Origin of the sequence: Massilia sp. X63 (genome assembly GCF_041023745.1) — a bacterium.
In the GTDB taxonomy this organism is placed as follows: domain Bacteria; phylum Pseudomonadota; class Gammaproteobacteria; order Burkholderiales; family Burkholderiaceae_D; genus Telluria.
Genome location: NZ_JBFTEF010000002.1, coordinates 636418 through 661094 on the forward strand (window position 1 = coordinate 636418; position 24677 = coordinate 661094).

Below are 24677 nucleotides of genomic sequence, written 5' to 3' on the forward strand. Positions count from 1 at the left end.
CATGCTTGACAGCATTTCTAGCGACAAGGATACTTCGGAACTTGCCTTACCTACCAGAACGACCAGCCGTTCTCCCTAGATCACCCAATCATTCGCCTTGCGACAGTGCGATCCCCTGCCGCGGGTTTTGCACAGGTCCACAAGACAGGAAGCATTATGGATAAAAAGAACCGCCTGACAACCTACATCCTGATCGGCCTCGCGCTCGGGATCGTCGTGGGCTACGTGGCCAACACCAGCTTCGAGAACCCGGCAGGCTTTGCGGACACGATGGCGCTGATCACGACCATGTTCCTTCGCCTGATCAAGATGATCATCGCGCCGCTCGTCTTCTCGACCCTGGTGGTCGGCATCGCCAAGATGGGCGACGCCAAGGAAGTGGGCCGCATCGGCGTCAAGGCGCTGGGCTGGTTCATCATCGCTTCGATCATCTCGCTGTCGCTGGGCCTGGTCCTGGTGAACCTGTTCCGTCCGGGCGACGCAATGGCCCTGTCGGGTGCGGTGCCGCCGGTCGGCGCCTCCTCGGGCATCACCACCTCGAGCCTGACCCTGAAGGACTTCATCTCGCACCTGATCCCCGTCTCGATCTTCGACGGCATGGCCAAGAACGAGATCCTGCAGATCGTCGTGTTCTCGATCTTCTTCGGCACCGCCGCAGCCGCCGTGGGCGCGCGCGCCACCCCGCTGATCGACGCGGTGGACGGCATCGCCCACATCATGCTGAAGGTCACCGGCTACGTCATGAACTTCGCACCGATCGCCGTGTTCGCGGCGGTGGCCGGCGTGATCGCCAAGAGCGGCTTGGGCGTGCTGTCGACCTACGGCATCTTCATGGCCGAGTTCTACCTCGGCATCATCCTGTTGTGGGTGGTCCTGATCGCGATCGGCGGCATCTTCCTCGGCCGCCGCGTGCTGCGCCTGATCTCCGAGCTGAAGGAGCCGACCATCCTGGCCTACACCTGCGCCTCGTCGGAAGCTGCGTTCCCGAAAACCCTGGAAGGCCTGGAGCGCTTCGGCGTCAAGAACCGCCTGGCCGCCTTCGTGCTGCCGATCGGCTACTCGTTCAACCTGGACGGCTCGATGATGTACTGCACCTTCGCGGCCGTCTTCATCGCCCAAGCCTACGGCATCGAACTGGACATCTCGACCCAGCTGACCATGATGCTGGTCCTGATGCTGACCTCGAAGGGCATGGCCGGCGTGCCGCGCGCCTCGCTGGTCGTGATCGCCGCCACCCTGGCCCAGTTCAACATCCCGGAAGCCGGCCTGCTGCTCCTGCTGGGCATCGACCACTTCCTGGACATGGCCCGTTCGGCCACCAACGTGATCGGCAACGGCATCGCCACCGCCGTGGTCGCGAAGTGGGAAGGCGACCTGGCGGATCCGAACAAGGACCCGGCCATCGCGCCGCTGCGCTGAGCGCGGTTCGCATCGCGTGCAAGACCGAAGGCCTTCCAGCAATGGGGGGCCTTTTTCATATAACGACAACATGAGGAGCGAGACATGAAAAAGCTGTATGCAGCGGGCCTGCTGCTTGCGATGAACGGCGCCAGCGCCGCCACCCAGACCATCGACTGCGGCCGCCTGCTGGACGTCAAGAGCGGCAGCTGGCGCGAGCGCGTCAGCATCGTGGTCGAGAACGGCGTGGTGAAGTCGATCGGCCCGATGACCCAGGCCCAGGGCAACGTCGACCTGTCGCGCCATAGCTGCCTGCCGGGCCTGATCGACATGCACGTCCATCTGACCAGCGAAACCGCGCCGGTGGTCGACGCCTACCGCGACCGGCTGACCGCCGACCCGGCCGACATGGCCCTGCGCTCCGTGAAGTACGCCAGCCGCACCCTGATGGCCGGCTTCACCACGGTGCGCGACCTCGGCGCGGCCGACGGCCTGAACGTCTCGCTCAAGCGGGCGATTGCCGCCGGCGAGATCCCGGGTCCGCGCATGTTCACCGCCGGGAAGTCGATCGCCACCACCGGCGGCCACGCCGACCCGACCAACAACCTGTCGCACTTCCTGAGCGAGAAGGTCGGCACGCCCGGCCCCGAGCAGGGCGTGATCGACAGCCCGGAAGGAGGCCGCCAGGCGGTGCGCCAGCGCTACAAGGAAGGCGCCGACCTGATCAAGATCACCGCCACTGGCGGCGTGCTGAGCCAGGCCGCCAACGGCCAGAATTCGCAGTACACCGAGGACGAGCTGAAGGCCATCGTCAGCACCGCCAAGGACTACGGCTTCCGGGTCGCCGCCCACGCCCACGGCGCCGAGGGCATGAAGCGCGCGCTGCGCGCCGGCGTCGATTCGATCGAGCACGGTACCCTGATGGACGACGAGGTCATCGCCCTGTTCAAGAAGACCGGCAACTGGTACGTGCCGACCATCTCGGCCGGCCGCTACGTGGCGGACAAGGCCAAGGATCCGAACTACTATTCGGCCCTGGTGCGCCCGAAGGCGGCTGCGATCGGCCCGCAGCTGCAGGCCACCTTCGCGCGCGCCCACAAGGCCGGCGTGAAGATCGCCTTCGGCACCGATGCCGGCGTGTTCCCGCACGGCGAGAACGCCAAGGAGTTCGGCTACATGGTGGAAGCCGGCATGTCGCCCGCGGATGCGATCCGTTCCGCCACCCTGCACGCGGCCGCCCTGCTCGACCAGTCCGGCCGCCTCGGTTCGGTGGAGCCGGGCTTCGCCGCCGACATCATCGCGGTCGAGGGCGATCCGCTGCGCGACGTGAAGGTCCTCGAGCAGGTCAAGTTCGTGATGAAGGACGGCGTCGTCTACAAGAAGCCGTAAACCGTTTTTTAGAAGGAGTAAGCATGTCGTTCCAGAGTTTCAACCGTAACGTGGCGGCCTTGTTCGCCTCGCTGTTCGCTTTCCTGCTGCTCGCCTCGGCGGCGCAGGCGCAGACTGCCAAGCTGCCCAACGTGACCATCCTGGCCACCGGCGGCACCATCGCCGGCACCGGCGCCACCAGCACCACCACGGTCGGCTACACCGCCGCCACCGTGGGCGTGCAGTCGCTGATCCAGGCGGTGCCGGAAATCGCCAAGGTCGCCAACGTCAGCGGCGAGCAGGTGTTCCAGATCGCCAGCGAGAACATGGGCAACGAGCACTGGCTGATCCTGGCCAAGCGCGTCAACGCCCTGCTGGCGCAGCCGAACGTGGACGGCATCGTCATCACGCACGGCACCGATACGCTGGAAGAAACCGCTTACTTCCTGAACCTGGTCGTCAAGAGCAGGAAGCCGGTGGTGGTGGTCGGATCGATGCGCCCGTCCACCGCGCTGTCGGCCGACGGCCCGATCAACCTGTACAACGCGGTCAACCTGGCCGGCTCGCCAAGCGCGGTGGGCAAGGGCGTGCTGGTGGCGATGAACGACCAGATCCACGCGGCGCGCGACGTCACCAAGTCGAACACCACCACGGCCGACACCTTCCGTACGGCCGAACTGGGCATGATCGGCTACATCCAGGGCGGCAAACCTTTCTTCTACCGCGAGGTGACGCGCAAGCACACGGTGGACACCGAGTTCGACGTGAGCAAGCTCGACGCGCTGCCGCAGGTGGACGTGGCCTATGCCTATGCGAACGTGGGCGACGTGGCGGTGAAGGCGCTGGTTGCCGCCGGCGCCAAGGGACTGGTGCACGCGGGCGTGGGCAACGGCAGCCTGCCGGCCAGGACCAAGCCGGCGCTGATCGCGGCGCGTGAAAAGGGTGTCGTGATCGTGCGCTCGGCGCGCGTGGGCCAGGGCATCGTGGCGCGCAATGGCGAGGCGAACGACGACCAGCTGGACTTCGTGGTGTCGGATACGCTGAGCCCGCAGAAGGCGCGCATCCTCTTGATGCTGGCGCTGACGAAGACCAGCAATACCAAGGATATCCAGCGGATGTTCTATACCTACTGATCTCACTCCGTTTGAACGCGCGGTCGGCAAAGCCGACCACCCTACGAGCAGCGGATTACCGTAGGGTGGGCGGGTCCCCCGCCCGCGCGTTCAACTGCATGCTGAATACCGTTTCAGTTACTTCGCAATCTCCAGCGGCGGCGACGCCAGCTCCTCATCCGGCCGCGCCAGCTGCCTTTCCCACATCTGCGCATACAAGCCGCGCGCCGCCAGCAGCGACTGGTGGGTGCCGCGCTCGACGATGCGCCCATGATCCAGCACGATGATCTGCTGCGCGTCCGCGATGGTCGACAGCCGGTGCGCGATCACGAGCGTCGTGCGGTCCTTGGCGATTTCCTTCAGCTGGGCCTGGATCGCCTGCTCCGACTTCGAATCCAGCGCCGAGGTCGCCTCGTCGAAGATCAGGATCGCCGGGTTCTTCAGCAAGGTGCGGGCGATCGCCACGCGCTGCTTCTCGCCGCCCGACAGTTTCAGGCCGCGCTCGCCCACCATGCTGGCATAGCCGTCCGGCAGGCTTTCGATGAAATCGTGGATCGAGGCCGCGCGCGCCGCCGCCACGATGTCCGCGTGGGACGCGCCCGGCCGCCCATAGGCGATGTTGTACTCGATGGTGTCGTTGAACAGCACCGTGTCCTGGGGCACGATGCCGATCGCGGCGCGCAGCGACTGCTGGGTGATGTTGCGCAGGTCCTGGCCGTCGATGCGGATGGCGCCGCCGTTCACGTCGTAGAAGCGGAACAGCAGGCGCGACAAGGTCGACTTGCCCGAGCCGCTGTGGCCCACCACCGCGGTCGTGGTACCGGCCGGAATGGTGAAATCGACGTCGAACAGGATCTGGCGCTTGGTCTCGTAGCTGAACTCGACGTGCGAAAACTCCACTTGCGCGCCGCGCGTGACCAGCGGCTGCGCATGCGGGCCGTCGGCCACTTCGCGGTTCTGGTCGAGCAGCGAGAACAGGCGCTCCATGTCGGCCAGGCTCTGCTTGATCTCGCGATAGATCACACCCAGGAAGTTCAGCGGAATGTACAGCTGGATCATGAAGGAGTTGACCAGCACCAGGTCGCCCAGGGTCATGGTGCCGGCGATCACGCCCTCGGTGGCGCGCCACAGGATCAGGGTGACGGCGGTGGCGATGATCAGGGACTGGCCCGTATTCAGGAAGGAGAGCGAGGTCTGGGACCGCACCGCGGCGTTCTCGAAGCTCTGCAGGCCCTGGTCGTAGCGCCTGGCCTCGTATTCCTCGTTGCCGAAGTACTTCACGGTCTCGTAGTTGAGCAGCGAATCGATGGCCTTGGTGTTGGCCTTGGAGTCGAGCTCGTTCATCGTGCGGCGAAAGTGCGTGCGCCACTCGGTGACGATCACGGTGAAGGCGATGTAGCTGGCCAGCGCCACCGCGGTGATGACGCTGAACCAGATGTCGTAGTTGAGCATTAGGTAGCCGAGCACCAGCGTGATCTCCACCAGCGTGGGCAGGACGTTGAACAGCGAGTAGGAGATCAGGGAATTCACGCCGCGCGTGCCGCGCTCGATGTCGCGCGTCATGCCGCCGGTCTGGCGGTTCAGGTGGAAGCGCAGCGACAGCGCGTGCAGGTGGCGGAACACCTTCAGCGCGATGGTGCGCACCGCCCGCTGGGTCACGCGCGCGAACAGGAACTCGCGCAGCTCGGTAAACACGGTGGTGGACAGGCGCAGCAGGCCGTAGGCGACCAGCGCGCCGAGCGGCAGCGCCAAGAGCGCATGCGGGTCTTTCGGGTCGATCGCGAGCTGGTCGATCAGGCGCTTGAGCACCAGCGGCACGCCGACGTTGGCCATCTTGGCGCCGATCAGCGCGCCGAGCGCGGCCAGCACGCGCCATTTATAGACCCACAGGTAGGGGAACAGGGTGCGCAGCGTGGCCCAGTCGTTGCGGGGCACGCCCTTCGAATCGGGGGGCAGGGGGTGGTTACTGGAAGGAGTGCGTCGCATGGCAGGGCTGGGGGATTTATGGTTCAATTCGGGACGATTGTAGCTTTTACCGAGAAAACAAGATGACCACGCCACAAAATGCCGCCACGCCACGAACCCGCCTGCCCGAAGGCAAGATGCCGGAACTGCGCGTGATGCCGGCGCCGTCCGATGCCAACGTGTACGGCGACGTGTTCGGCGGTTGGATCATGGCCCAGGTCGACGTCGCCGGCTCGCTGCCGGCCACCCGCCGCGCGAACGGACGCGTGGCGACGATTGCCGTGAATTCCTTCCTGTTCAAGCAGCCCGTCTTCGTGGGCGACCTGCTGTCCTTCTATGCCGAGATCGTCAAGGTCGGCAATACCTCGATCACCGTCTGCGTCGAGGTCTACGCCGAGCGCAACCGCCTGCAGGCGGACGTCGTCAAGGTCACCGAAGCGCAGCTGACCTACGTGGCCACCGGGCCGGACCGCAAGCCGCGCCAGCTGCCGCCGCTCGATTCGCTGATCTCGCACGACTGAGCCGATGGCAAACGGGCGCCGGCTGTTCCTGCTCGACGCCGCGCGGCTGTCGGCCGCGCTGTCGGCCGCCAGCCTGAGCGCCTGCGCCGCGTCCGCGCAAGGCCCCTACCCCTTCGCCCTGGGCGTGGCCTCGGGCTCGCCCCTGCCCGATTCCGTCATCCTGTGGACCCGCATCCTGAGCGACCCGCTCAAGGCGGAGAGCACGCCGCCGGTCGCGCTGCCGGTACGCTGGGAAGTCGCCGGCGACGAGGGCTTCCGCAACATCGTGGCCAAAGGCACGGCGGTAGCGTCCCCGGAACTGGCCCACAGCGTCCACGTGGACGTGAAGGGCCTGGCGCCGGGCCGCTGGTACTGGTACCGCTTCATGCTGGGCGATGCCGTCAGCCCGGTCGGCCGCACCCGCACCGCGCCCGCGCGCGACGACATGCCGGCCGCGCTCAAGCTGGCGGTCGCCTCCTGCCAGCACTGGGAATTCGGCAGCTATGCCGCGCACCGCCACATCGCGGCGAGCAGCCCCGACCTGGTCGCCTTCCTGGGCGACTACATCTACGAATGGGGTCCCTACCAGCTGCGCCACCCGACGCGGGCGGTGCGCAGCAACGAATCGTTCACGCTATCCGACTACCGCCGGCGCTATGCGCAGTACAAGAGCGACCCCGACCTGCAGGCGGCGCACCACGCCGCGCCCTGGATCGTGACCTGGGACGACCACGAAGTGGCCAACGACTACGCGGGCCCGCGCGACGAGCGGCAGGCAGCCGACTTTGCCGCCCGCCGCGCCGCGGCCTACCAGGCCTTCTACGAACACATGCCGCTGCGCCTGCCCGCCGTGCGGCGCGACGGTTTCGCGAAGGTCGACCTGTTCCAGCGTGTCGACTGGGGCCGGCTGGCGCGCTTCCACGTGCTGGACGACCGCCAGTACCGCACGCCGCAGGCCTGCACCAAATCCGCCACGCGCGGCGGCTCGAACGCCGTGTTTGCCCGCGCCTGCGAGGCCCTGCGCGATCCGCGCCGCACCATGCTGGGCGCGGAGCAGGAAGCCTGGCTGGAACAGGGACTGGCGACCTCGCGCGCAACCTGGAACATCCTGGCCCAGCAGACCCTGATGGCGCAGTCGAGCAGCGTGCCGGTGCTGAAGCCGGATGACGGACGCTTCTGGACCGACGGCTGGGATGGCTATCCGGCGGCGCGCCGGCGCCTGCTCGACACGCTCGTGAAGCACGGCGCGCACAACCCGCTGGTGCTGGGCGGCGACGTGCACACCTTTTACGCGACTTCGCTGCGGCCGGATTTTTCCAGGCCGGTGTCGAAGCAGAATCCGGTGGTGGCGACCGAGTTCGTGGGGACCTCGGTCACCTCGAGTTCGCGCGCGCAGGACAAGACCGAGGCGCACATGGCGAACAATCCGCACATGCTGTATGGGCGCAGCGACCGGCGCGGCTACATGCTGCTGGAGATCACGCCGAAGCAGACGCTGACGCACTTCATGGGATTGGGGGATGTGCGCGACGCGAAGTCGGCGGTGGCGCAACTGGCGGCGTTCCGGGTGGCGGACGGGGTGGCGGGCGCCGAGCGGACAAGCTAGGACCCGGTCGTAGGTGGGCGGCTGCACCCGGCGATATGATCAGCTGCAGCGCGGACGCCGCCCACGCGTTCAAACAGAATTCGAACAGCCGCCTCGTCTGCTCATGCGGGAGTTGAACGCGTGGGCGGCATCGACAACAACGGTATGCCTGATCGACGGGTGGAGCCGCCCACCCTACGATCTTGTCGAGAGGGCTCAGGCCGAGGTTTTTTCGTCGCGCAGTTCGCGGCGCAGGATCTTGCCCACGTTGGTCTTGGGCAGCGTCTCGCGGAACTCGACGTACTTCGGCCGCTTGTAGCCGGTGAACTGCTCCTTGCAGAAGGCCATCACCTGCTCGCTGGTGAGCGCCGGGTCCTTCCTGACGATGTACAGCTTGACCGCCTCGCCCGAGTTCTTGTCCGGCACGCCGACGCAAGCCACCTCCAGCACGCCCGGCATCGCCGCGACCACGCCCTCGATCTCGTTCGGATACACATTGAAACCCGAGACCAGGATCATGTCCTTCTTGCGGTCGACGATGCGGGTATAGCCCTGCTCGTCCATGATGCCGACGTCGCCGGTCTTGAAGAAGCCGTCCGGGGTCATGACCTTGGCGGTCTCGTCGTCGCGCTGCCAGTAGCCGGCCATCACCTGCGGGCCGCGCACCGCAATCTCGCCGGCGGTGCCGAACGGAACCTGGTTGCCCGCTTCGTCCAGGATGCGGATCTCGGTCGAGGGCAGCGGCAGGCCGATGGTGCCGGTGAAGTCGGTGATGTCGCAGCGGTTCGCGGTGACCACCGGCGAGGTCTCGGACAGGCCATAGCCTTCGACGATCGGGGTGCCGGTGATTTGCAGCCACTTGTCGGCCACGGCTTTTTGCACCGCCATGCCGCCGCCCGGGCACACCAGCAGGCCCGAGAAGTCGAGCTTGGCGAATTCGGGGTTGTTCACCAGGCCGTTGTACAGTGTGTTCACGGCCGGGAAGATGTTGATGCGGTAGTCGGTGAGCTCCTTGATGAAGCCGGGGATGTCGCGCGGGTTCGGGATCAGGAGGTTCATGCCGCCCACGCGCAGGCCCAGCAGGGCGCACACGGTCAGCGCATAGATGTGGTACAGCGGCAGCGCGCACACGAACTGCGGCTGCTCGCCGGCCTTGATCTTGCCGAGCGTCGGCGCGAACCAGGCTTCGTTCTGCAGCACGTTGGCGATCACGTTCTTGTGCGTCAGGACCGCGCCCTTGGACACGCCGGTGGTGCCGCCGGTGTACTGCAGGAAGGCGACGTCGTCGTGGCCGATCGCGACCGGGCGCAGGGTGGCGCCCGAAGCCTCGGCCAGCATGCGCTTGAAGCCGACCGAGCCCGGCAGCGACCAGGCCGGCACCATCTTCTTGACCTTGCGGACCACCAGGTTGACCAGCATGCCCTTCAGGCCGCCCAGCAGGTCGCCCATGCTGGCCACCACCACGTGCTTGACCTGGGTGTGCTGGACGACCTGTTCCAGCGTGTGCGCGAAGTTCTCCAGCACCACGATGGCTTCGGCGCCCGAATCGGCCAGCTGGTGCTGCAGTTCGCGCGGGGTGTACAGCGGATTGACGTTGACGATGACGTAGCCGGCGCGCAGCACGGCGGCCATCGCCACCGGGTACTGCAGCACGTTCGGCAGCATGATCGCCACGCGCGCGCCGGGCTTGAGGCCGCGGCCCTGCAGCCAGGCGGCCATGCGGCCGGACAGGCGGTCGAGTTCGGAGAACGTGAGCGTCTTGCCCATGCACGCATAGGCCTTGCGGTCGGCGTACTTGCGGAACGCCTCCTCCAGCAGGTGCGTCAGGGAGCGGTACTGGGTCGGATCGATCTCCGCGGGTACGCCTTCCTCATACGACTTGAGCCAAAACTTGTCCATCCGTGCCTCACCTTCCGTGTTCTCTTGCTGTGTCCATAAAAAGCGCGAAGCCGCCCGGGACGCGGGCGGCTTCGACGGGCCGGCAACCGTGCCAGCCATCATGCTGCCATCAGGCGGTTGTTTCCGCCTGCTTCTCGTCCCGCAGTGCGCGGCGCAGGATCTTGCCGACGTTGGTCTTCGGCAGCTCGTCGCGGAACTCGATGTACTTCGGTTTCTTGTAGCCGGTGAACTGCTGCTTGCAGTAGTCCATCAGCTGCTCGGCGGTCAGGTTCGGGTCCTTGCGCACCACGAAGACCTTCACCGCTTCGCCGGAATGCTCGTCCGGCACGCCGATCACGGCGCATTCCAGCACGCCCGGGTGGCCGGCGATCACGCCTTCCAGCTCGTTCGGGTAGACGTTGAAGCCCGAGACCAGGATCATGTCCTTCTTGCGGTCGACGATCTTCACGTAGCCGTTTTCGTCCATGATGCCGACGTCGCCCGACTTGAAGAAGCCATCCGGCGTCATGACCTTGGCCGTTTCGTCCGGGCGGTTCCAGTAGCCGGCCATCACCTGCGGGCCGCGGATCGCGATCTCGCCGATCTGGCCGATCGCCATCGGCTTGCCGGCATCGTCCAGGATGGCGATGTCGGTGGACGGGATCGGCAGGCCGATGGTGCCGGTGAATTCCTTCACGTCGGCGCGGTTGCAGGTGGCCACCGGCGAGGTCTCGGACAGGCCGTAGCCCTCGATGATGGCGGTGCCCGTGACCTGCTTCCACTTGTCGTTGACGGCCTTCTGCACCGCCATGCCGCCGCCGTTCGACACCTTCAGGCCCGAGAAATCGACGCTGCCGATGTCCGGGTGGTTGACCAGCGCGTTGTACAGCGTGTTCACCGCCGGCAGCATGTTGATCTTGTACTTGCCGAGCTCCTTGATGAAGGCCGGGATGTCGCGCGGGTTCACGATCAGGATGTTCAGCGCGCCGGTGCGCATGCCCCACATCGCGCAGGCCGTCAGCGCGAAGATGTGGTACAGCGGCAGCGCGCACACGATCACGGTCTGCTCGTCGCCTTTTGCTCCTCCTTGGCTCATGGCCGGCTCAGACCAGGCTTCGGTCTGCAGCACGTTGGCGATCACGTTGCGGTGCGTGAGCGTGGCGCCCTTCGAGACGCCGGTGGTGCCGCCGGTGTACTGCAGGAAGGCGACGTCGGATGCCTTCAGCTCGACCGGCGAGAACGGCATCCTGGCGCCCTGCGCCAGCGCTTCCTTGAAGCGCACCATGCTCGGCAGCGCGTATTCCGGCACCATCTTCTTGACGTTGCGGACCACGAAATTGACCAGCATGCCCTTGGCGCCGCCCAGCATCTCGCCCATGCTCGCCACCACCACGTGCTTGAGCGGGGTCTTGCCCATCACCTGCTGCACCGTGTGCGCGAAGTTCTCGAGCACGATGATCGCTTCGCTGCCCGAATCCTTGATCTGGTGCTCGAGCTCGCGCGGCGTGTACAGCGGGTTCACGTTGACCACGGTGTAGCCGGCGCGCAGGACGGCAGCGATCGCGATCGGGTACTGCAGCACGTTCGGCATCATGATCGCCACGCGGGCGCCGCGTTCCATGCCCCGGCTCTGCAGCCAGGCCGCCAGCTTCTTCGAATACGCATCCAGCTCGCCGTAGGTCAGGAACTTGTCCATGCAGACGTAGGCATTGCGGGCGGCGTACTTGCTGAAGGATTCCTCCAGCATGTGCACCAGCGAGCCGTACTGGTCCGGGTTGATTTCAGCAGGAACGTTCGGTGGGTACGACTTCAGCCAGATTTTGTCCATCGGATGCCCTTTTGTCTCGAATAGTTATCGTGGTGGTCCGAGCGTACGCGCGCGCGCGAAGCTTGCGCCTTTGCTATCGCCTGTTTGTGATGCTATCGGGCAGCGACAACTGGCGCAAGTTCTTTTAAGTCGATTGGAACGTGTCCTCTACATGGGCTTATTTTCCCAAACCTGCACTGTCGCCCATGGTGCGCTGCACCACGAGCGGCGCGGTCGTGGCCGGCGCCGCCAGCTTGTGCAATACGCGATGCCGGTCCGCCTTGTCGAGCTGGGCGAGCTGGTTGACCGATTTGTAGAAGGCGCCCCAGCTGCGTTCCTTGCGCAGCAGCGCGCGGAAGGCGGGAACGAAGTCGTTGTAGGTGGCGATCGAGGCCAGGTGGGCGTTCGACAGCGGCTCGGCGAAGAAGCGGTCGTAGCCGGAATACCCGCCCCAGTTCGCCTTGAGCACCTGGTAGTCGTCCTTGAGCGCGATGAACAGGCGCGTCTTGGTGGCGCGTTTTTCGTCGCGGCTCAGGTCGCTCGCGTAGGTCTTCTCCAGCTCGCCGCGGTAGCGCACCAGCAGCGCCATGAAATCCTTCTTGCGCGTCGTGTAGCGCTCGAAGGCCTCGACCATGGCCGGATTGCCGAAGCGTTCCAGCCAGCCTTCGACGCCGGCCTGCTCGACCGCGCTGGCGAAGGATTCGTTGAACTTCGAATCGCCCGGCACGTAGACCACCTGGTGCGCCAGCTCGTGGAAGATCAGGCGCGCCAGCTCGGCATCCGGGTAATTGATGAAGGTCGAGATCAGGGGGTCGCTGAACCAGCCCAGGGTCGAATACGCGCTGACGCCGCCCACTTCCACGTCGTGGCCCTGGCGGCGCAGCTGCTTCGCATAGGCCTGGGCCTCGTCCTTGCTGTAGTAGCCGCGGTAGTTTACGCAGCCGGCCACCGGGAAGCACCACTGCATGGGTTTCAGCGACAGCTCGGGCGTGGCCACCACGTTCCACAGCACGTAGGGCCGCTTGATGTTGGTGAAATTGGTGTAGCTGCCGTTGTCGGGCAGTTTCAGTTCCTGGATCGCGTAGCGCCGGATCTGGCGCGCCGCCTCCAGGCGGTGGCGCAGGGTCGGCTTGGTGGCGGGATCGGCCAGCCAGTCGTCGATCGGACGGGAATCCGTCAGCAGTTCGAACTGGCCCTGGGCGGCCTGGGTGTAGTAGGAGAGGGATGAGCAGCTTGACAACATCATGGCCGCGGCGGCGGCGGCCATGAATGGCTTGAAAGCCCGGGAAAATCTAGTGGTGGATTTCATCTCGCGTCGGCGGTGCGGCCTTTTCGACCTGCACCAGGGTGTCGTAGAAAGTAGGCGCCCTGCCCATGTCGGTCAATCGCTGGCTGGTGACTTCGTTCGCGTTCTTGCCGTCGCTGGCGAGTTTCTTCCACCAGATCGACAAGCCCACCACCAGCCCTTCGCGCGCCTTGTCGGTGACGCGTGCACGGGCAAGGAATGCGCCGCGGTCGTTGAAAATACGCGCCATGTCACCGTGGGCGATGCCGCGGCGGGCGGCGTCGTTCGGGTGGATGTCGAGGTGCGGCTCGCCCTCGGTTGCACGTAGGCTTTGTACGTTGACAAAGGTTGAGTTGAGGAAGTTCCTTGCCGGAGGCGAGATCATCGCCAGCGGGTACTTCCGCGCCAGCTCCGGATTGGAAGCGGGCGATTCGTACGGCGGGATATAGGCCGGGACCGGGTCGAGCCCGTCGCGCGCCATGCTGCTCGAATAAAATTCGCACTTGCCCGACGGGGTCGGGAAGCCGCCTTCGGCGAAGGGCGCCTCCGGCATGTCGAGTTTCTGCCAGCCCTTGCGCTTGAGCGACTCCCAGTCGAAGTGCACCGCGCGCTCGTGGCGCTTGTCGAACGCCTGGGCCGCCAGTTGCTCGTCGGTCTCCTTGAAGCAGGGGTCGTCGAAGCCCATGCGCGCCGCCAGCAGGCGGAAGAACTCGGTGTTCGGCCTGGCTTCGCCGATCGGCGCAATCGCCGCGTTGTTCGCCATCATGTACAGGTGGCCGTAGGCCAGGTGCGCATCGACGTGCTCGAGCTGGGTGGTGGCCGGCAGCAGGATGTCGGCGTAGTCGGCGCTGTCGGTCTGGAAGTGTTCCAGCACCACGGTGAACAGGTCTTCGCGCTCGAAGCCCTGCTGCACTTTCGCCGAGTCGGGCGCGATCGCCAGCGGATTGGCGTTGTAGACGATCACGGCCTCGATCTTCGGGCCGAACTCCGGCGAGGCGTCCTTCAGCAGGTCGTCGCCGATGGTGGTCATGTTGATGGTGCGCGGCATGCGGCCGTCCAGCAGGTCGGGGCGCTGCAGGGCCGCGCGGTTGGCCGGGAAGGAGCCCGAGGTCGACAGCTGCACGCCGCCGGCCTTGTGGCGCCAGGCGCCGACCAGGGCCGGCAAACAGGCGATGTTGCGCACCGCCATGCCGCCGCCGCGCACGCGCTGCAGGCCATAGTTCATGCGGATCGCCGCACCCTCGCCGCTGCGGGCGGTCTGGCCGTACAGGCGTGCCAGTTCGATCACCTCATCGGCCGTGATGCCGCAGGTCTCGGCGGTGCGCTGCGGCGTCCATTCGAGCGCGCGTGCCTTGAGCTCCTCGTAACCGAGCGTGTATTTTTCGACGTAGTCGTGGTCGATCAGGTCTTCGGCGATCAGGACGTGCATCATGCCCAGCGCCAGCGCGGCGTCCGTGCCCGGCAGCAGGGCAATGTGCTGGTGGCACTTCTCGGCCGTCAGCGAGCGGTAGGGGTCGATCGCGACCAGCCTGGCGCCGCGGCGCTTGGCTTCCTGCACGCGCATCCACAGGTGCAGGTTCGAGGCGATCGGGTTGCCGCCCCAGATCAGGATCAGCTTCGCATCCTGGAAATGTTCGATGTCGGTGCCGACCGAGCCGCCGATGGTGTACTTGTAGCCGGTGGCGCCGGCGGTGGCGCAGATGGTGCGGTCCAGCAGCGAGGCCCCGAGCTTGTTGAAAAAGCGCAAAGACATCGAATCGCCCTGCACCAGTCCCATGGTGCCGGCATAGCTGTACGGGAGAATGGCTTGCGGGTCGCGTTTGGCGATCTCGCCGAGGCGCTGCGCGATCTCGTCGATGGCCTGTTCCCAGGTGATGCGTTCGAATTTTCCTTCGCCCTTGCGGCCCACGCGGCGCATCGGGTACAGCACGCGGTCCGGGTGGTAGCTGCGCTCGACGTAGCGCGACACCTTGGTGCACAGCACGCCGGCCGTGGTCGGATGCTCCGGATCGCCCTTCACTTCAGTCGCGACCCCGTTGTCGACGGTGACGAGGATGGCGCAGGTATCGGGGCAATCGTGGGGGCAGGCGGCGCGGACTTGTGTGACTGGCATGGGCGAGGAGTGAGACGGAAATACTTCGTTAAACCAATACTTTATCCGATTCCGCGGCGCTTCGTGCCCCCTCTTTCATCGACTGTTTAAGGCAGGCTACAATGATTCAAAGCCTGCAATGCAAGCATGACAAAACGGAGAGACAGATGAAACTCGTGGAACCACTTCTCGCCTTCCAACCTCAGCTGCAGGAGATCCGGCGCGACCTGCATGCGCACCCGGAACTGTGCTACGAAGAGCAACGCACCGCCGACGTGGTGGCGGCGCGCCTGACGGAATGGGGCATCCCGGTCGTGCGTGGCCTGGGCGTGACCGGCGTGGTCGGCATTGTCAAGAACGGCAGCTCGAACCGCGCCATCGGCCTGCGCGCCGACATGGATGCCCTGCCCATGCAAGAGATCAACGGCTTCGCGCACGCCTCCCGCCATCCGGGCAAGATGCACGCCTGCGGCCATGACGGCCACACCGCCATGCTGCTCGGCGCGGCCCACCATCTTGCGCAGCACCGCAACTTCGACGGCACCGTCTACCTGATCTTCCAGCCGGCCGAAGAAGGCGGCGGCGGCGCGCGCCGCATGATGGACGACGGCCTGTTCGAGCAATTCCCGATGGAGGCGGTGTACGGCATGCACAACTGGCCGGGCATCCCGGAAGGGCATTTCGGCGTGGTGTCCGGGCCGATGATGGCCTCCAGTAACGAGTTCCGCGTCGTTGTGCGCGGCAAGGGCGCGCATGCGGCGCAGCCGCACCGCGGCATCGACCCGGTGATGGTGGCGGTGCAGATCGCGCAGGCCTGGCAGACCATCGTGTCGCGCGAAAAGAATCCGCTGGAATCGGCGGTGCTGTCGATCACCCAGATCCATGCCGGCAGCGCCACCAACGTCATTCCCGACACAGCGGAACTGGTGGGTACCGTGCGCACCTTCTCGACCGCCGTGCTGGACCTGATCCAGCGCCGCATGGAAGAGATCGCTAGCGGCGTGGCGGCCGCCTTCAATGCCTCGGTCGACTTCAACTTCAAGCGGAACTATCCGCCGCTGATCAACCATCCGGCGCAGACCGCCTTCGCGGTCGAGGCGATGCGCGAGGTGGTGGGGGCGGAGCGGGTCGATACCAATGTCGAGCCGACCATGGGGGCGGAAGATTTCGCCTTCATGCTGCAGGAAAAGCCGGGCTGCTATGTCTTCATCGGCAACGGCGAAGGCACGCACCGCGCCGGCGGTCATGGACTGGGGCCCTGCCAGCTGCATAACACGAGTTATGACTTCAATGACAACTTGCTGCCGATCGGGGCGAGTTACTGGGTGCGGCTGGTGGAGAAGAGCTTGCCGCAAACCTGATTGTCGTAGGGTGGGCAGGTTTCCTGCCCACGCGTTCAAATCACGGTAATGCTATCCGCGCGGCCATTCTATTGCTGGCTGAACGCGTGGGCGGCAAAGCCGCCCACCCTACGGTAATTGGTCTGCCGCGTCTCCCAGCCGGATCCCCGGATTCATCCGCTCCAGCGCCAGCAGCGCCGCCGCATGATCCGCCGTCGGCAAGGCCGCTTCGATCGTCTCGTACTGCCGCGTCACCAGCTGCGTCACCGGCAGCGTCAATCCCGCCGCCCCTGCCGCGGCCAGCACGTTCCTCAAATCCTTCAGCTGGCTTTTGACCTGCCCGCCCGGAATGAAATTCCGGTCCAGCATGCGCTGCCCGTGCACTTCGAGGATGCGGCTGCCCGCGAAGCCGCCGCGGATCGCCTCGCGCACCGCCACCGGATCGGCGCCCGCGGCCTGCGCCAGCAGCAAGGCCTCGGCCACCACTTCCAGCGTGGCGCCGACGATCAGCTGGTTGCACAACTTTGCCACCTGCCCGCTGCCCACCGGTCCGACGCGCTGCGGCCTGCCCATCGCCTCGAGGATTTTTACCACTTGGTCAAAATCGGCCTGCGCGCCGCCCGCCATGATGGCGAGCTGGCCCGCCTCGGCGCCGCCGACGCCGCCCGACACCGGCGCATCCATGAAGCGGCAACCGTGCGCCGCCAGCGTCGCGTGGAAGGCCAGCGCTTCGTCGTGGCGCGTCGAGCTCATGTCGATCCAGAGCGTGCCCGGTTCGAGCGCGGGCAGCGCGGCGGCGATCACCTCGCCCACCACCGGCCCCGCTTCGAGCATGGAAATGACGACGTGCGCCCCACGTACCGCCTGCGCCAGCTCCGCGGTCGGCTGCGCCCCGCTGCCGCGCAGCGCCTCGGCTTTCGCGAAGGTCCGGTTCCAGGCGCGCAGCGTGTGTCCGGACTGCGAGCCGGCCTGGGCCAGGCGGCCCGCCATCGGCCTTCCCATCAGGCCGATCCCGAGGAAGGCGATGGGCGTCATCAGAACAGCCCGAGGAACTTCTTGACGGTGTTCTTGCGGCCGGGGACGACCAGGTCGGTCACGCCCTTGTCGTTGAAGCCGTCCAGCAGCGCCGGGAAGCCCTTGCGCTTCACCAGGTTCAGCTCGGCTTCGTAGAGCGGCACGACACAGTGGAAATAAATGTCCTTGCCGTCGCGCTCGAGCGCGGCAAATGCGTCCGGCGCCGAGGCCGGCGGCAGCAGGATGGCGCCGGTGAACGCGACACCCTTCGCATACGGCTTGGCCGGATGCCCGTTCGGCACCGTATGGCCGAGGCCGAGCCAGGTGGCGTGCTGGTGCGGGTAATGGGCCAGGTGGCGCAGCAGGGCCACCGGCCAGTACCAGCGCTCGTCCTGCACCGATTGCTCGTCCAGCTTCCAGTCCGCCGGCAGCGCCATCATCAGTTCGGCGAAGGGCGGCGCGCCCTCCGGCACGGTCATCGGGCGGCTGCTCATGCCCGAGGTCACCAGGCGCAGGAAGGGCGTGCGCTCGTTGGCCGGCACCACGTGGATATCGACCTGCACCGGGTCGGCGATGGTGTCGTGGAAGACGATATCGATCCGGCCGAGATGGGCGGCAATGTGCTCCGCCACGGGATCGTGCGGCAGGACGGTGGGCGCCACCTGCTGCTGGGTCGGCGCGGCAAGCGGATACAGGGGAGTGCTGGTCGGTTCGGTCATGCGGGACTGGAGAAAAATAAGCGTTCTGCGGGGCGTCTATCATACCCGCGCGCCAGCACAAGGTGGCGAACAGCGGCGATTTGTTCTCGCTAGTACAATAGTGCATTGCACAATATTTCGGCCCTGTTAAGAAAGAAAAACATGTCCATCATGAAGAAACTCGCCGGCATCGTTGCGGCCCTGGCCGCCGCTGCCTGCGCCCCCGCCGCCCTGGCGCAAACCACCTCCGCCCTCGGCGGCTGGGCCGACTCGGCCTCGCTCGAAGTCGGCACCAATCCCGAGCAGCGCATGCTGCGCCTCGCCGTCCAGAAGGATTGGGAACAACGCTGGTTTGCCCGCAACGGCTACCACCTGTCGGGCTACTGGGAAACCAACCTTGCCCTGTGGCGCCTGCGCGCCTACGAAAACGTCCCGGGCCGCAAGAAGAACATTGCCGTGGTCGGCTTCACGCCGGTGCTGCGCTACCAGAGCGACAGCAAGCTCGGCCTGTATGGCGAGGCCGGCATCGGCGTCAACCTGTTCTCCACCCTGTACAAGAACGGGGACAAGGAACTGTCCACGGCGTTCCAGTTCGGCGACCACATCGGCGTCGGCTACACCACCGCCAAGTGGGATTTCGGCCTGCGGTACCAGCACTACTCGAACGCCAGCATCAAGAGCCCGAACGGCGGCGCCAACTGGATTATCGCCAAGGCAGCCTACCGCTTCTAAGTTGGCTTATAGGCAATTCCGCAGCGGCAAGCGAACAATGCGCCGCAGCGATGTATGACACAATCGGGTCCGAGGCGGCCGCCCGGCACGCCGGTATCACGAGGCCCGATTGACCGACCCCAGCATCATCAAGCGCTACCTGCCCTGGCTCGTCGCGACTGCCCTGTTCATGGAGCAGCTCGACGCCACCATCGTCAATACCGCCATCCCGAGCATCGCGGCCAGCCTGCAGGTCACGCCGCTGAGCCTGAAATCGGTGGTCACCAGCTACATCCTCGGCCTGGCGGTCGGCATCCCGCTCAGCGGCTGGATGGCGGACCGCTTCGGCACCCGGCGCGTGTTCTTCACCGCCATCTCGATCTTCACGATCGCCTCGGTCCTGTGCGGCCTGTCGGTCGATGCCCGGATGATGACCGCCGCACGCCTGCTGCAGGGCCTGGGCGGCGCCATGATGATGCCGGTCGGCCGCCTGGCCATCGTGCGCACCTTTCCCAAGAACGAGCTGCTGGGCGCGATGAACTTCGTCATCATCCCGGCCCTCATCGGCCCGCTGCTGGGGCCGACGGTGGGCGGGCTGATCGTGTACTGGACCTCGTGGCGGATGATTTTCTTCGTCAACGTGCCGGTGGGACTGGCCGCCCTCTATCTGGTCTGGAAGCACATGCCCGACTACCAGGGGATCGAAAAGCGCCCGCTCGACGTCATCGGCCTGCTCCTGTTCAGCAGCGGCACCGCCATCCTGTCGTGGTTGCTGGAAGTGTTCGGCGAACACTCGCTCGATGCGCTCACGGCCGGGCTGCTGCTGGCGCTGTCGCTCGGCCTGCTGGGCGCCTATGCCTGGCACGCGCTGCACATTCGCCACCCGCTGCTGCGCCTGAGCCTGTTCAAGGTGCGCACCTTCCGCATCTCGGTGGCGGGCGGTTTCCTCACCCGCTTGGGCGTGGGCGGCCTGCCCTTCCTCCTGCCGCTGCTGTACCAGCTGGGTCTGGGCCTGCCGGCCTGGCAGTCGGGCCTCCTGATGATGCCGTCCGCGTTGGCGGCCATGGGCATGAAGATGTTCGCGCCGAGGCTGCTGGCGCGCTTCGGCTACCGCAATATCCTCACCGTGAATACGGTCTGCATCGGCTTGACGATCGCCCTGTTCACCCTGGTCGGGCCGGGCACGCCCTTCTACGTCATCGTCGCGATCAGCCTGGCGCAGGGCTTCTTCAATTCGCTGCAGTTCTCGAGCATGAACACGCTGGCCTACGCCGACATCGAGCCGCAAGACTCGAGCATGGCCAGCACCATGTCGAGCTCCTTCCAGCAGCTGTCGATGAGCTTCGGCCTGGCGGCAGGATCGATCGTCACGGCCTGGTTCCTGGGACCGGTGGCCCAGGACAACCGGGTGCAGGTGGCCCAGGCCCTGCACCACGGCTTCGCGACCCTGGCCGCGATGACGCTGCTGTCCTCGGTGGTCTTCTGGCGCCTGCGCCGCAACGATGGCGACAGCATCAGCCGCGGCCACGTCAAGGCAAAGGAAGCCGAACCGGTGGCGCCCTGATCAGGAAGAAGAAGCAAGGCGGCCCAGCACCCGCTCGCGGTTATTCATCACGAAGCTGACGAACACCGGCTCCTTGACCGCCAGCCTGACCAACCCGGGCAGCAAGGGATAACAGAAGCTCGCCATCTTGCGCACGCATTCGTCGTCGCGCAAGGCATGCTGCGCGGCTTGCCCAGCGCCGCCGGCCAGCATCGGCATTAACTGCTCACGCTGCTTGTCGATGATGGCGGACACCGGCCCCATCAGCTTGTCCGTCAGGCCGGACTCTGCGCTTGCTTCGCTCATGTGCTTCCTCCAGGTTAGGGGTGAGGAAGCATGTTGCCGCCAGGATAGAAATTGCGCGATGAGATGGGCCAAGCCTGGTTGGTAATACCGGACCGTCATGCGCCCAGGCAAGCACCGGTTTTACCGCCATCAAGCGGTATCGGTGCGCCCGGCTGTTCGACGTGGTAGTACAGGGAGACGATTTTCCAGCCCTGTTCATCGCGGTAAAGCTGGATGCTGTTCACGCCGGTGTAATCGGCTTTCGCGGCGCTGGGGTCGCGCCGCGTTTCGACCACGCTGTACACGGTCGCGAAGCGCTCGTACTGCTTCACCTCGCGCGCCACTTCGCACTCGTAGAAGCCATGCGGCCGTGCCTGGCGCTGTCCCGCGATGAAATCGCTCGCCTTCATGGCCTGGAACAGCGGCCGGCCGTCGCGATTGACGCCGCCCGCGACGATGGCTTCGCTGCGGAACAGGCCCTGCAGGCGCTCCGCATCCGCCGGCACGCCGGGGGCGTGGCTGGACGCTTCCCATAGCGCAGCGACCGTGGCGGCGGGTGTGCTGGAGGCGGCAGCGAACAGGGGCAGGCAGGCAAAGGCAAGAGGGAGCAGGCGGCGCACGGCGGGATCCTGGAATGTCGATCCCGGCAGTATAGTGGAGCCCGGCAACCGGAAAAATCCGCCTTTGTGGGGGATCGATTCTGCGATCGAAGCGCGGCGCCCTCCGTCAGTGCCGGCCCCGGCCGCCTCTCCAGCCGCCATGTTGGCCGGGACCGCCGCCGCGTCCGGACCAGCCGCCGCCGTCGCCCCAGCCATGATGTCGGTCGCCACGGTAGCCATGGCGCGGCCCGTCGTAGAAGCTGAAGCCGAGGTCGAGCGCGACGGGTGGAGCGGCATAGCCCGGATAGCCGCCATACCCCGGATAGGTCGCATCGTAGGCATAGGGCGGCGCAAGCACGCAGCCGCCGAGCCCGCCGGCCAGCAATAGGGAGGCGATCACTCGCCGTATGATGCCTGCGCTTCGCGTATCCATGTCATCTCCGCAACCTGGCCAACCTGATTCAGTGTAGCGCGCGTAGCAGCATTTTCAACGTCGGCCAGGCAAGTGCTGACCGGCGCTTCAGTTCAGGGCCTGCGGTATCACGTCGACCGAACCGCGTTTCAGGGTCCGCGGACTGGCTACCGGAGAGAAGTCGATCTGGCTCTGGTCCCGGGCAAGATACACGCCGTGCCGGTGCAGGAAATCGGCGCCCAGCACGAGTAGGTCGCCCTCGAAAGGCAGGTCCATCAGGCGCAGGTCGATGTTCTTGACCTCGAGGGCGCCGATCGACAGCAGCGGCACCGGGATCCTCCACACCGGACGATCGTCCTGATGTCCGGGCAGCGGCGCCTCGCGTGCGGCGCCGGGCGAGCGGCGTCGTCGTATCGGTTCCAGGCTGCTTGAGAAATACGGTATAGAGAGCTGCATTCCTGCCGCGCCTCCCTTTACAAAATTGCCCGCATGCCATAGCAGCAACAACAAAGCCCGCACGAGCTGGGCTCGGGCGGGCTTTGGCAGGATGGGCACAGGCCGGCGCTTGCGTGTCAGAGTCCCAGCACGAAGTATTTCACTCCAGCCGCTTGCGGCGTGGCGGAGCCCTGCTGCACGAGCACGACCCGGCGGCCATTGGCGCTGTGCCAGATCTTCATGCCGTAGGTCTGCTTGCCGTCCAGGACCGGCAGGTCGGCCGAGCCACCCGGGAAGAACAGGGCGCTGTTATAGATCTGGTACTTGGCCGGCAGGGTCGTCGACGCCGGATACCATTCGCGCTTTCCTGACAGGACGATGGTCTCGTCCTTCGCCGCCGAATTGCTGAGCGAAACGATCGCGTCCCCGCTGGGGATCGACAGCGCGCCGGCATAGCGCAGGTTGCTGGTGTTGAAGATGTTGCCGGTGCTGGTGAACAGCACATCCTGGGTTTCCGACAGGTAAAGCGGTGTGCTCATACTGTAGTCGCCATGGTAAGGCGAGTCGCCCGAATCGATGACGGCATTGGTTTGCGGGTCGATCGTGAAGAAATTCAGGTCGGCCGGCGACAAGCCCTGCGACATCACGAACACCTTGTTCTTCAGGCCTGCGTAGATACCGTACTGGGTGCCGTAGAAATAACCGAAGCTGCCCGTCACCGGTTTGCTGATGTCTTCGCCGGTACGCGCATTGAAATACACAATCGACGGATTCACCCATTGCCCGTCGGTCTGGCCGACGAAGTAGGCGATGGCGGTGTCGGTGACGAAGGCGTCGGTATGCTTGCCGCCGGTGGCAAAGGATTTCAGCAGCGTTGCCGTCTCCAGGTCGACCAGGCTCGCCACGCTGTCATACAGCACGATTGCGAGTTTGCCGTTCGGACTGAGGCTGAAGTTCTTGACCGGCGCCGGCAGGCTGACAGTACGGATCGCGCTCGAGAACGGGTCGACGATGCTGAGCGCATTCGGATTGGTCGACACGGTGATCACCCTGTCCATGCCGCGCGAATAACGCGCCTCGGTCGGGGCGAAACTCAGGGCCGGCGGCGCCACCGAGATATAGGTGCTGGCGGTCGCGCTGGTCGTACCGTCGTTGACGGTCAGTGTGAACCGGTAGGTGCCGGCCTGGTCCGGTGTGATCGTCGGGAACGCGGTGTTCGGGTTCAACAGGCTCGCGCTACTGCCGGCCGGACGCTCGGTGAGCGCCCAGACGTAGCTCAGCGTTTCTGTGCGGCCGAGGCTGTTGGAAGCGTCGAGGGTCACGGCGTTGCCGACCACGGTGCTGCGCACCGGGCCTGGGTCGGCAACCGCGATGTAGTTGACGCCGGGTTCGCGGAAAGCGACGCCGGCATCGATGGCGGACTGCACGCCAGCCTGGTTTTCCGGACTTTCACTGAAGCCGGCCAGCACTTCGGGCAGCGTGGCTTTTTTATCGCGCAGCACGCCCACCCAGAACGAGATGCCGGCATATTCGCCTTCGCGGCCCAGCACGTTACGGTAATAGCGGCCGACGATGTCCTCGTTGCTCGGGTTGATGCCGTAGACCTGGCGGTATTCGCTCGACTTGACGAATTCCTGGGCGATCGTATTCAGGGTCCAGCCCTTGTCCATCGCATCGATCCAGAAACTCAGGCCGCGCACATCGGGTGTACGGGCAAACGCGGCCTGGTACAGGCGATACGCCATCCCGGCATTGCCGTCGACATCCATCGCATAGGTGAAGTCGTCGAAACGCACACGGGCGTTGCTGGCCACCCGGGTCACCAGGGCGGTGGACACATGGGTCAGCTGCACCTGTCCGGCCACACGCTCGATCTTGTAGTCCGAACGCTTGCCGGACATGGTCACGTTGACCGCCGACGCCAGCATCTGGACCTGGGCAGCGGTCCGGCTCATGCCACCGACCTGCGCTTCGTCAACGCCGCCGCCGCAGGCGGCCAATGTGGCAGCCAGCAAGCTCCAGGCAAAAGTCTGCTTGAGAGGAACCATCATCCTCGAGAATGGCGTGAAGCCCCTGGCGGTCGGCATATCGCTTGGCCCTGTAATTCGTAAAGTAAACATTCTAGGGAAACCTCAGCAGTTTTAATATGCGTTTCGGAAGCAAAGCTTGAAAGCGCCAAAACTTATGCTGCAGGCGTGATTTTTGTCTCGCAGGAGACACGACGTATCGGCAGGTTTCGCGTGCAAACGCAAAAAACCCCACCAGGATCACCTGGTGGGGTTTTTCATATAACTAGCCTGACGATAACCTACTTTCACACTGGTTGCAGCACTATCATCGGCGCAAAGTCGTTTCACGGTCCTGTTCGGGATGGGAAGGGGTGGGACCGACTTGCTATGGTCATCAGGCTTTGACTTGTCATGAAATTCGACCACACGGTCAAACTTCACCAATCCGGAAGAAGTAGTTTTTCTTAATTCTGGGTAGCAGTATCAACAAACTGCAGCTGTATTCTTGACTTGATCTATAGCCTACCAAGGTTATAGGGACAAGCCGTACGGGCAATTAGTACTGGTTAGCTTAATGCATTACTGCACTTCCACACCCAGCCTATCAACGTCCTGGTCTCGAACGACCCTTCAAGGAGCTC

The 24677-nt window shown here is 65.3% G+C and carries 20 protein-coding genes and 2 rRNA genes; 8 read left to right on the forward strand and 14 right to left on the reverse strand.

Annotated elements, in window-relative coordinates:
• The first annotated feature begins 156 nt into the window (after positions 1-156).
• The 3 genes from AB3347_RS06960 to AB3347_RS06970 all read left to right on the forward strand — a co-directional run bounded on the left by AB3347_RS06960 (position 157) and on the right by AB3347_RS06970 (position 3899).
• On the forward strand, positions 157-1419 hold the full coding sequence (locus tag AB3347_RS06960) for a dicarboxylate/amino acid:cation symporter (RefSeq protein WP_369091046.1): 1263 nt from the start codon (positions 157-159) through the stop codon (positions 1417-1419).
• Positions 1420-1503: 84 nt separating this feature from the next.
• Positions 1504-2787 (forward strand): amidohydrolase family protein, encoded by a 1284-nt coding sequence (locus tag AB3347_RS06965; RefSeq protein WP_369091047.1) that lies wholly within the window; start codon positions 1504-1506, stop codon positions 2785-2787.
• Positions 2788-2810: 23 nt separating this feature from the next.
• Positions 2811-3899: a type II asparaginase gene (locus tag AB3347_RS06970; protein ID WP_369091048.1), complete on the forward strand. Its 1089-nt coding sequence runs from the start codon at positions 2811-2813 to the stop codon at positions 3897-3899.
• Positions 3900-4016: 117 nt separating this feature from the next.
• On the opposite strand, the gene AB3347_RS06975 is transcribed toward AB3347_RS06970, so the two are convergent.
• Positions 4017-5864, reverse strand: a complete 1848-nt coding sequence (locus AB3347_RS06975) for an ABC transporter ATP-binding protein/permease (RefSeq protein WP_369091049.1) — start codon at positions 5862-5864, stop codon at positions 4017-4019.
• A 62-nt stretch (positions 5865-5926) separates the two neighbouring features.
• On the opposite strand from AB3347_RS06975, the gene AB3347_RS06980 reads away from it, so the two are divergent.
• Together AB3347_RS06980 and AB3347_RS06985 are read left to right on the forward strand one after the other, a co-directional pair.
• Complete coding sequence (locus tag AB3347_RS06980; RefSeq protein WP_369091050.1) at positions 5927-6364, forward strand: acyl-CoA thioesterase; 438 nt, start codon at positions 5927-5929, stop codon at positions 6362-6364.
• Between the two features lie 4 nt (positions 6365-6368).
• Complete coding sequence (locus tag AB3347_RS06985; RefSeq protein ID WP_369091051.1) at positions 6369-7949, forward strand: alkaline phosphatase; 1581 nt, start codon at positions 6369-6371, stop codon at positions 7947-7949.
• Between the two features lie 195 nt (positions 7950-8144).
• Here the strand turns inward: AB3347_RS06985 and AB3347_RS06990 are convergent, their stop codons facing one another.
• From AB3347_RS06990 to AB3347_RS07005, 4 genes are all read right to left on the reverse strand, one after another.
• Entirely contained in the window at positions 8145-9827 is a 1683-nt protein-coding gene (locus tag AB3347_RS06990; RefSeq protein WP_369091052.1) for a long-chain-fatty-acid--CoA ligase, read from the reverse strand.
• A 109-nt stretch (positions 9828-9936) separates the two neighbouring features.
• On the reverse strand, positions 9937-11634 hold the full coding sequence (locus tag AB3347_RS06995; RefSeq protein WP_369091053.1) for a long-chain-fatty-acid--CoA ligase: 1698 nt from the start codon (positions 11632-11634) through the stop codon (positions 9937-9939).
• A 157-nt stretch (positions 11635-11791) separates the two neighbouring features.
• Positions 11792-12880, reverse strand: a complete 1089-nt coding sequence (locus AB3347_RS07000) for an aminopeptidase (protein ID WP_369091054.1) — start codon at positions 12878-12880, stop codon at positions 11792-11794.
• A 25-nt stretch (positions 12881-12905) separates the two neighbouring features.
• Positions 12906-15011, reverse strand: a complete 2106-nt coding sequence (locus tag AB3347_RS07005; RefSeq protein WP_369091055.1) for a molybdopterin-dependent oxidoreductase — start codon at positions 15009-15011, stop codon at positions 12906-12908.
• Positions 15012-15157: 146 nt separating this feature from the next.
• On the opposite strand from AB3347_RS07005, the gene AB3347_RS07010 reads away from it, so the two are divergent.
• Entirely contained in the window at positions 15158-16351 is a 1194-nt protein-coding gene (locus AB3347_RS07010) for a M20 aminoacylase family protein (protein WP_369091056.1), read from the forward strand.
• A 108-nt stretch (positions 16352-16459) separates the two neighbouring features.
• Here AB3347_RS07010 and AB3347_RS07015 read toward each other — a convergent pair whose 3' ends face one another.
• Both AB3347_RS07015 and AB3347_RS07020 read right to left on the reverse strand, forming a co-directional pair.
• Positions 16460-17365: an NAD(P)-dependent oxidoreductase gene (locus AB3347_RS07015; RefSeq protein ID WP_369091057.1), complete on the reverse strand. Its 906-nt coding sequence runs from the start codon at positions 17363-17365 to the stop codon at positions 16460-16462.
• Positions 17365-18063, reverse strand: a complete 699-nt coding sequence (locus AB3347_RS07020; protein WP_369091058.1) for a suppressor of fused domain protein — start codon at positions 18061-18063, stop codon at positions 17365-17367. The genes AB3347_RS07015 and AB3347_RS07020 overlap by 1 nt, the downstream gene beginning before the upstream one ends.
• Positions 18064-18204: 141 nt before the next feature.
• Here AB3347_RS07020 and AB3347_RS07025 point away from each other — a divergent pair, with 141 nt between their 5' ends.
• Together AB3347_RS07025 and AB3347_RS07030 are read left to right on the forward strand one after the other, a co-directional pair.
• Positions 18205-18774 (forward strand): acyloxyacyl hydrolase, encoded by a 570-nt coding sequence (locus tag AB3347_RS07025; RefSeq protein WP_369091059.1) that lies wholly within the window; start codon positions 18205-18207, stop codon positions 18772-18774.
• A gap of 109 nt (positions 18775-18883) precedes the next feature.
• The gene (locus tag AB3347_RS07030; RefSeq protein ID WP_369091060.1) at positions 18884-20317 is read left to right on the forward strand and encodes a DHA2 family efflux MFS transporter permease subunit; all 1434 of its coding nucleotides are present in this window, start codon (positions 18884-18886) and stop codon (positions 20315-20317) included.
• Here the strand turns inward: AB3347_RS07030 and AB3347_RS07035 are convergent, their stop codons facing one another.
• The 7 genes from AB3347_RS07035 to AB3347_RS07065 form a co-directional block, all read right to left on the reverse strand.
• Complete coding sequence (locus AB3347_RS07035; RefSeq protein ID WP_369091061.1) at positions 20318-20602, reverse strand: hypothetical protein; 285 nt, start codon at positions 20600-20602, stop codon at positions 20318-20320.
• A 95-nt stretch (positions 20603-20697) separates the two neighbouring features.
• On the reverse strand, positions 20698-21201 hold the full coding sequence (locus AB3347_RS07040; protein ID WP_369091062.1) for a hypothetical protein: 504 nt from the start codon (positions 21199-21201) through the stop codon (positions 20698-20700).
• A gap of 106 nt (positions 21202-21307) precedes the next feature.
• A complete protein-coding gene (locus AB3347_RS07045; protein ID WP_369091063.1) occupies positions 21308-21580 on the reverse strand; it encodes a hypothetical protein in 273 nt (90 codons plus the stop codon).
• Between the two features lie 120 nt (positions 21581-21700).
• Complete coding sequence (locus AB3347_RS07050; protein WP_369091064.1) at positions 21701-22048, reverse strand: hypothetical protein; 348 nt, start codon at positions 22046-22048, stop codon at positions 21701-21703.
• Positions 22049-22164: 116 nt separating this feature from the next.
• Entirely contained in the window at positions 22165-23982 is a 1818-nt protein-coding gene (locus AB3347_RS07055; protein ID WP_369091065.1) for a DUF4214 domain-containing protein, read from the reverse strand.
• A gap of 340 nt (positions 23983-24322) precedes the next feature.
• A 5S ribosomal RNA gene (gene rrf / locus AB3347_RS07060) occupies positions 24323-24435 on the reverse strand.
• Positions 24436-24571: 136 nt separating this feature from the next.
• Positions 24572-24677 (reverse strand): 23S ribosomal RNA (locus AB3347_RS07065); the annotation flags it as partial.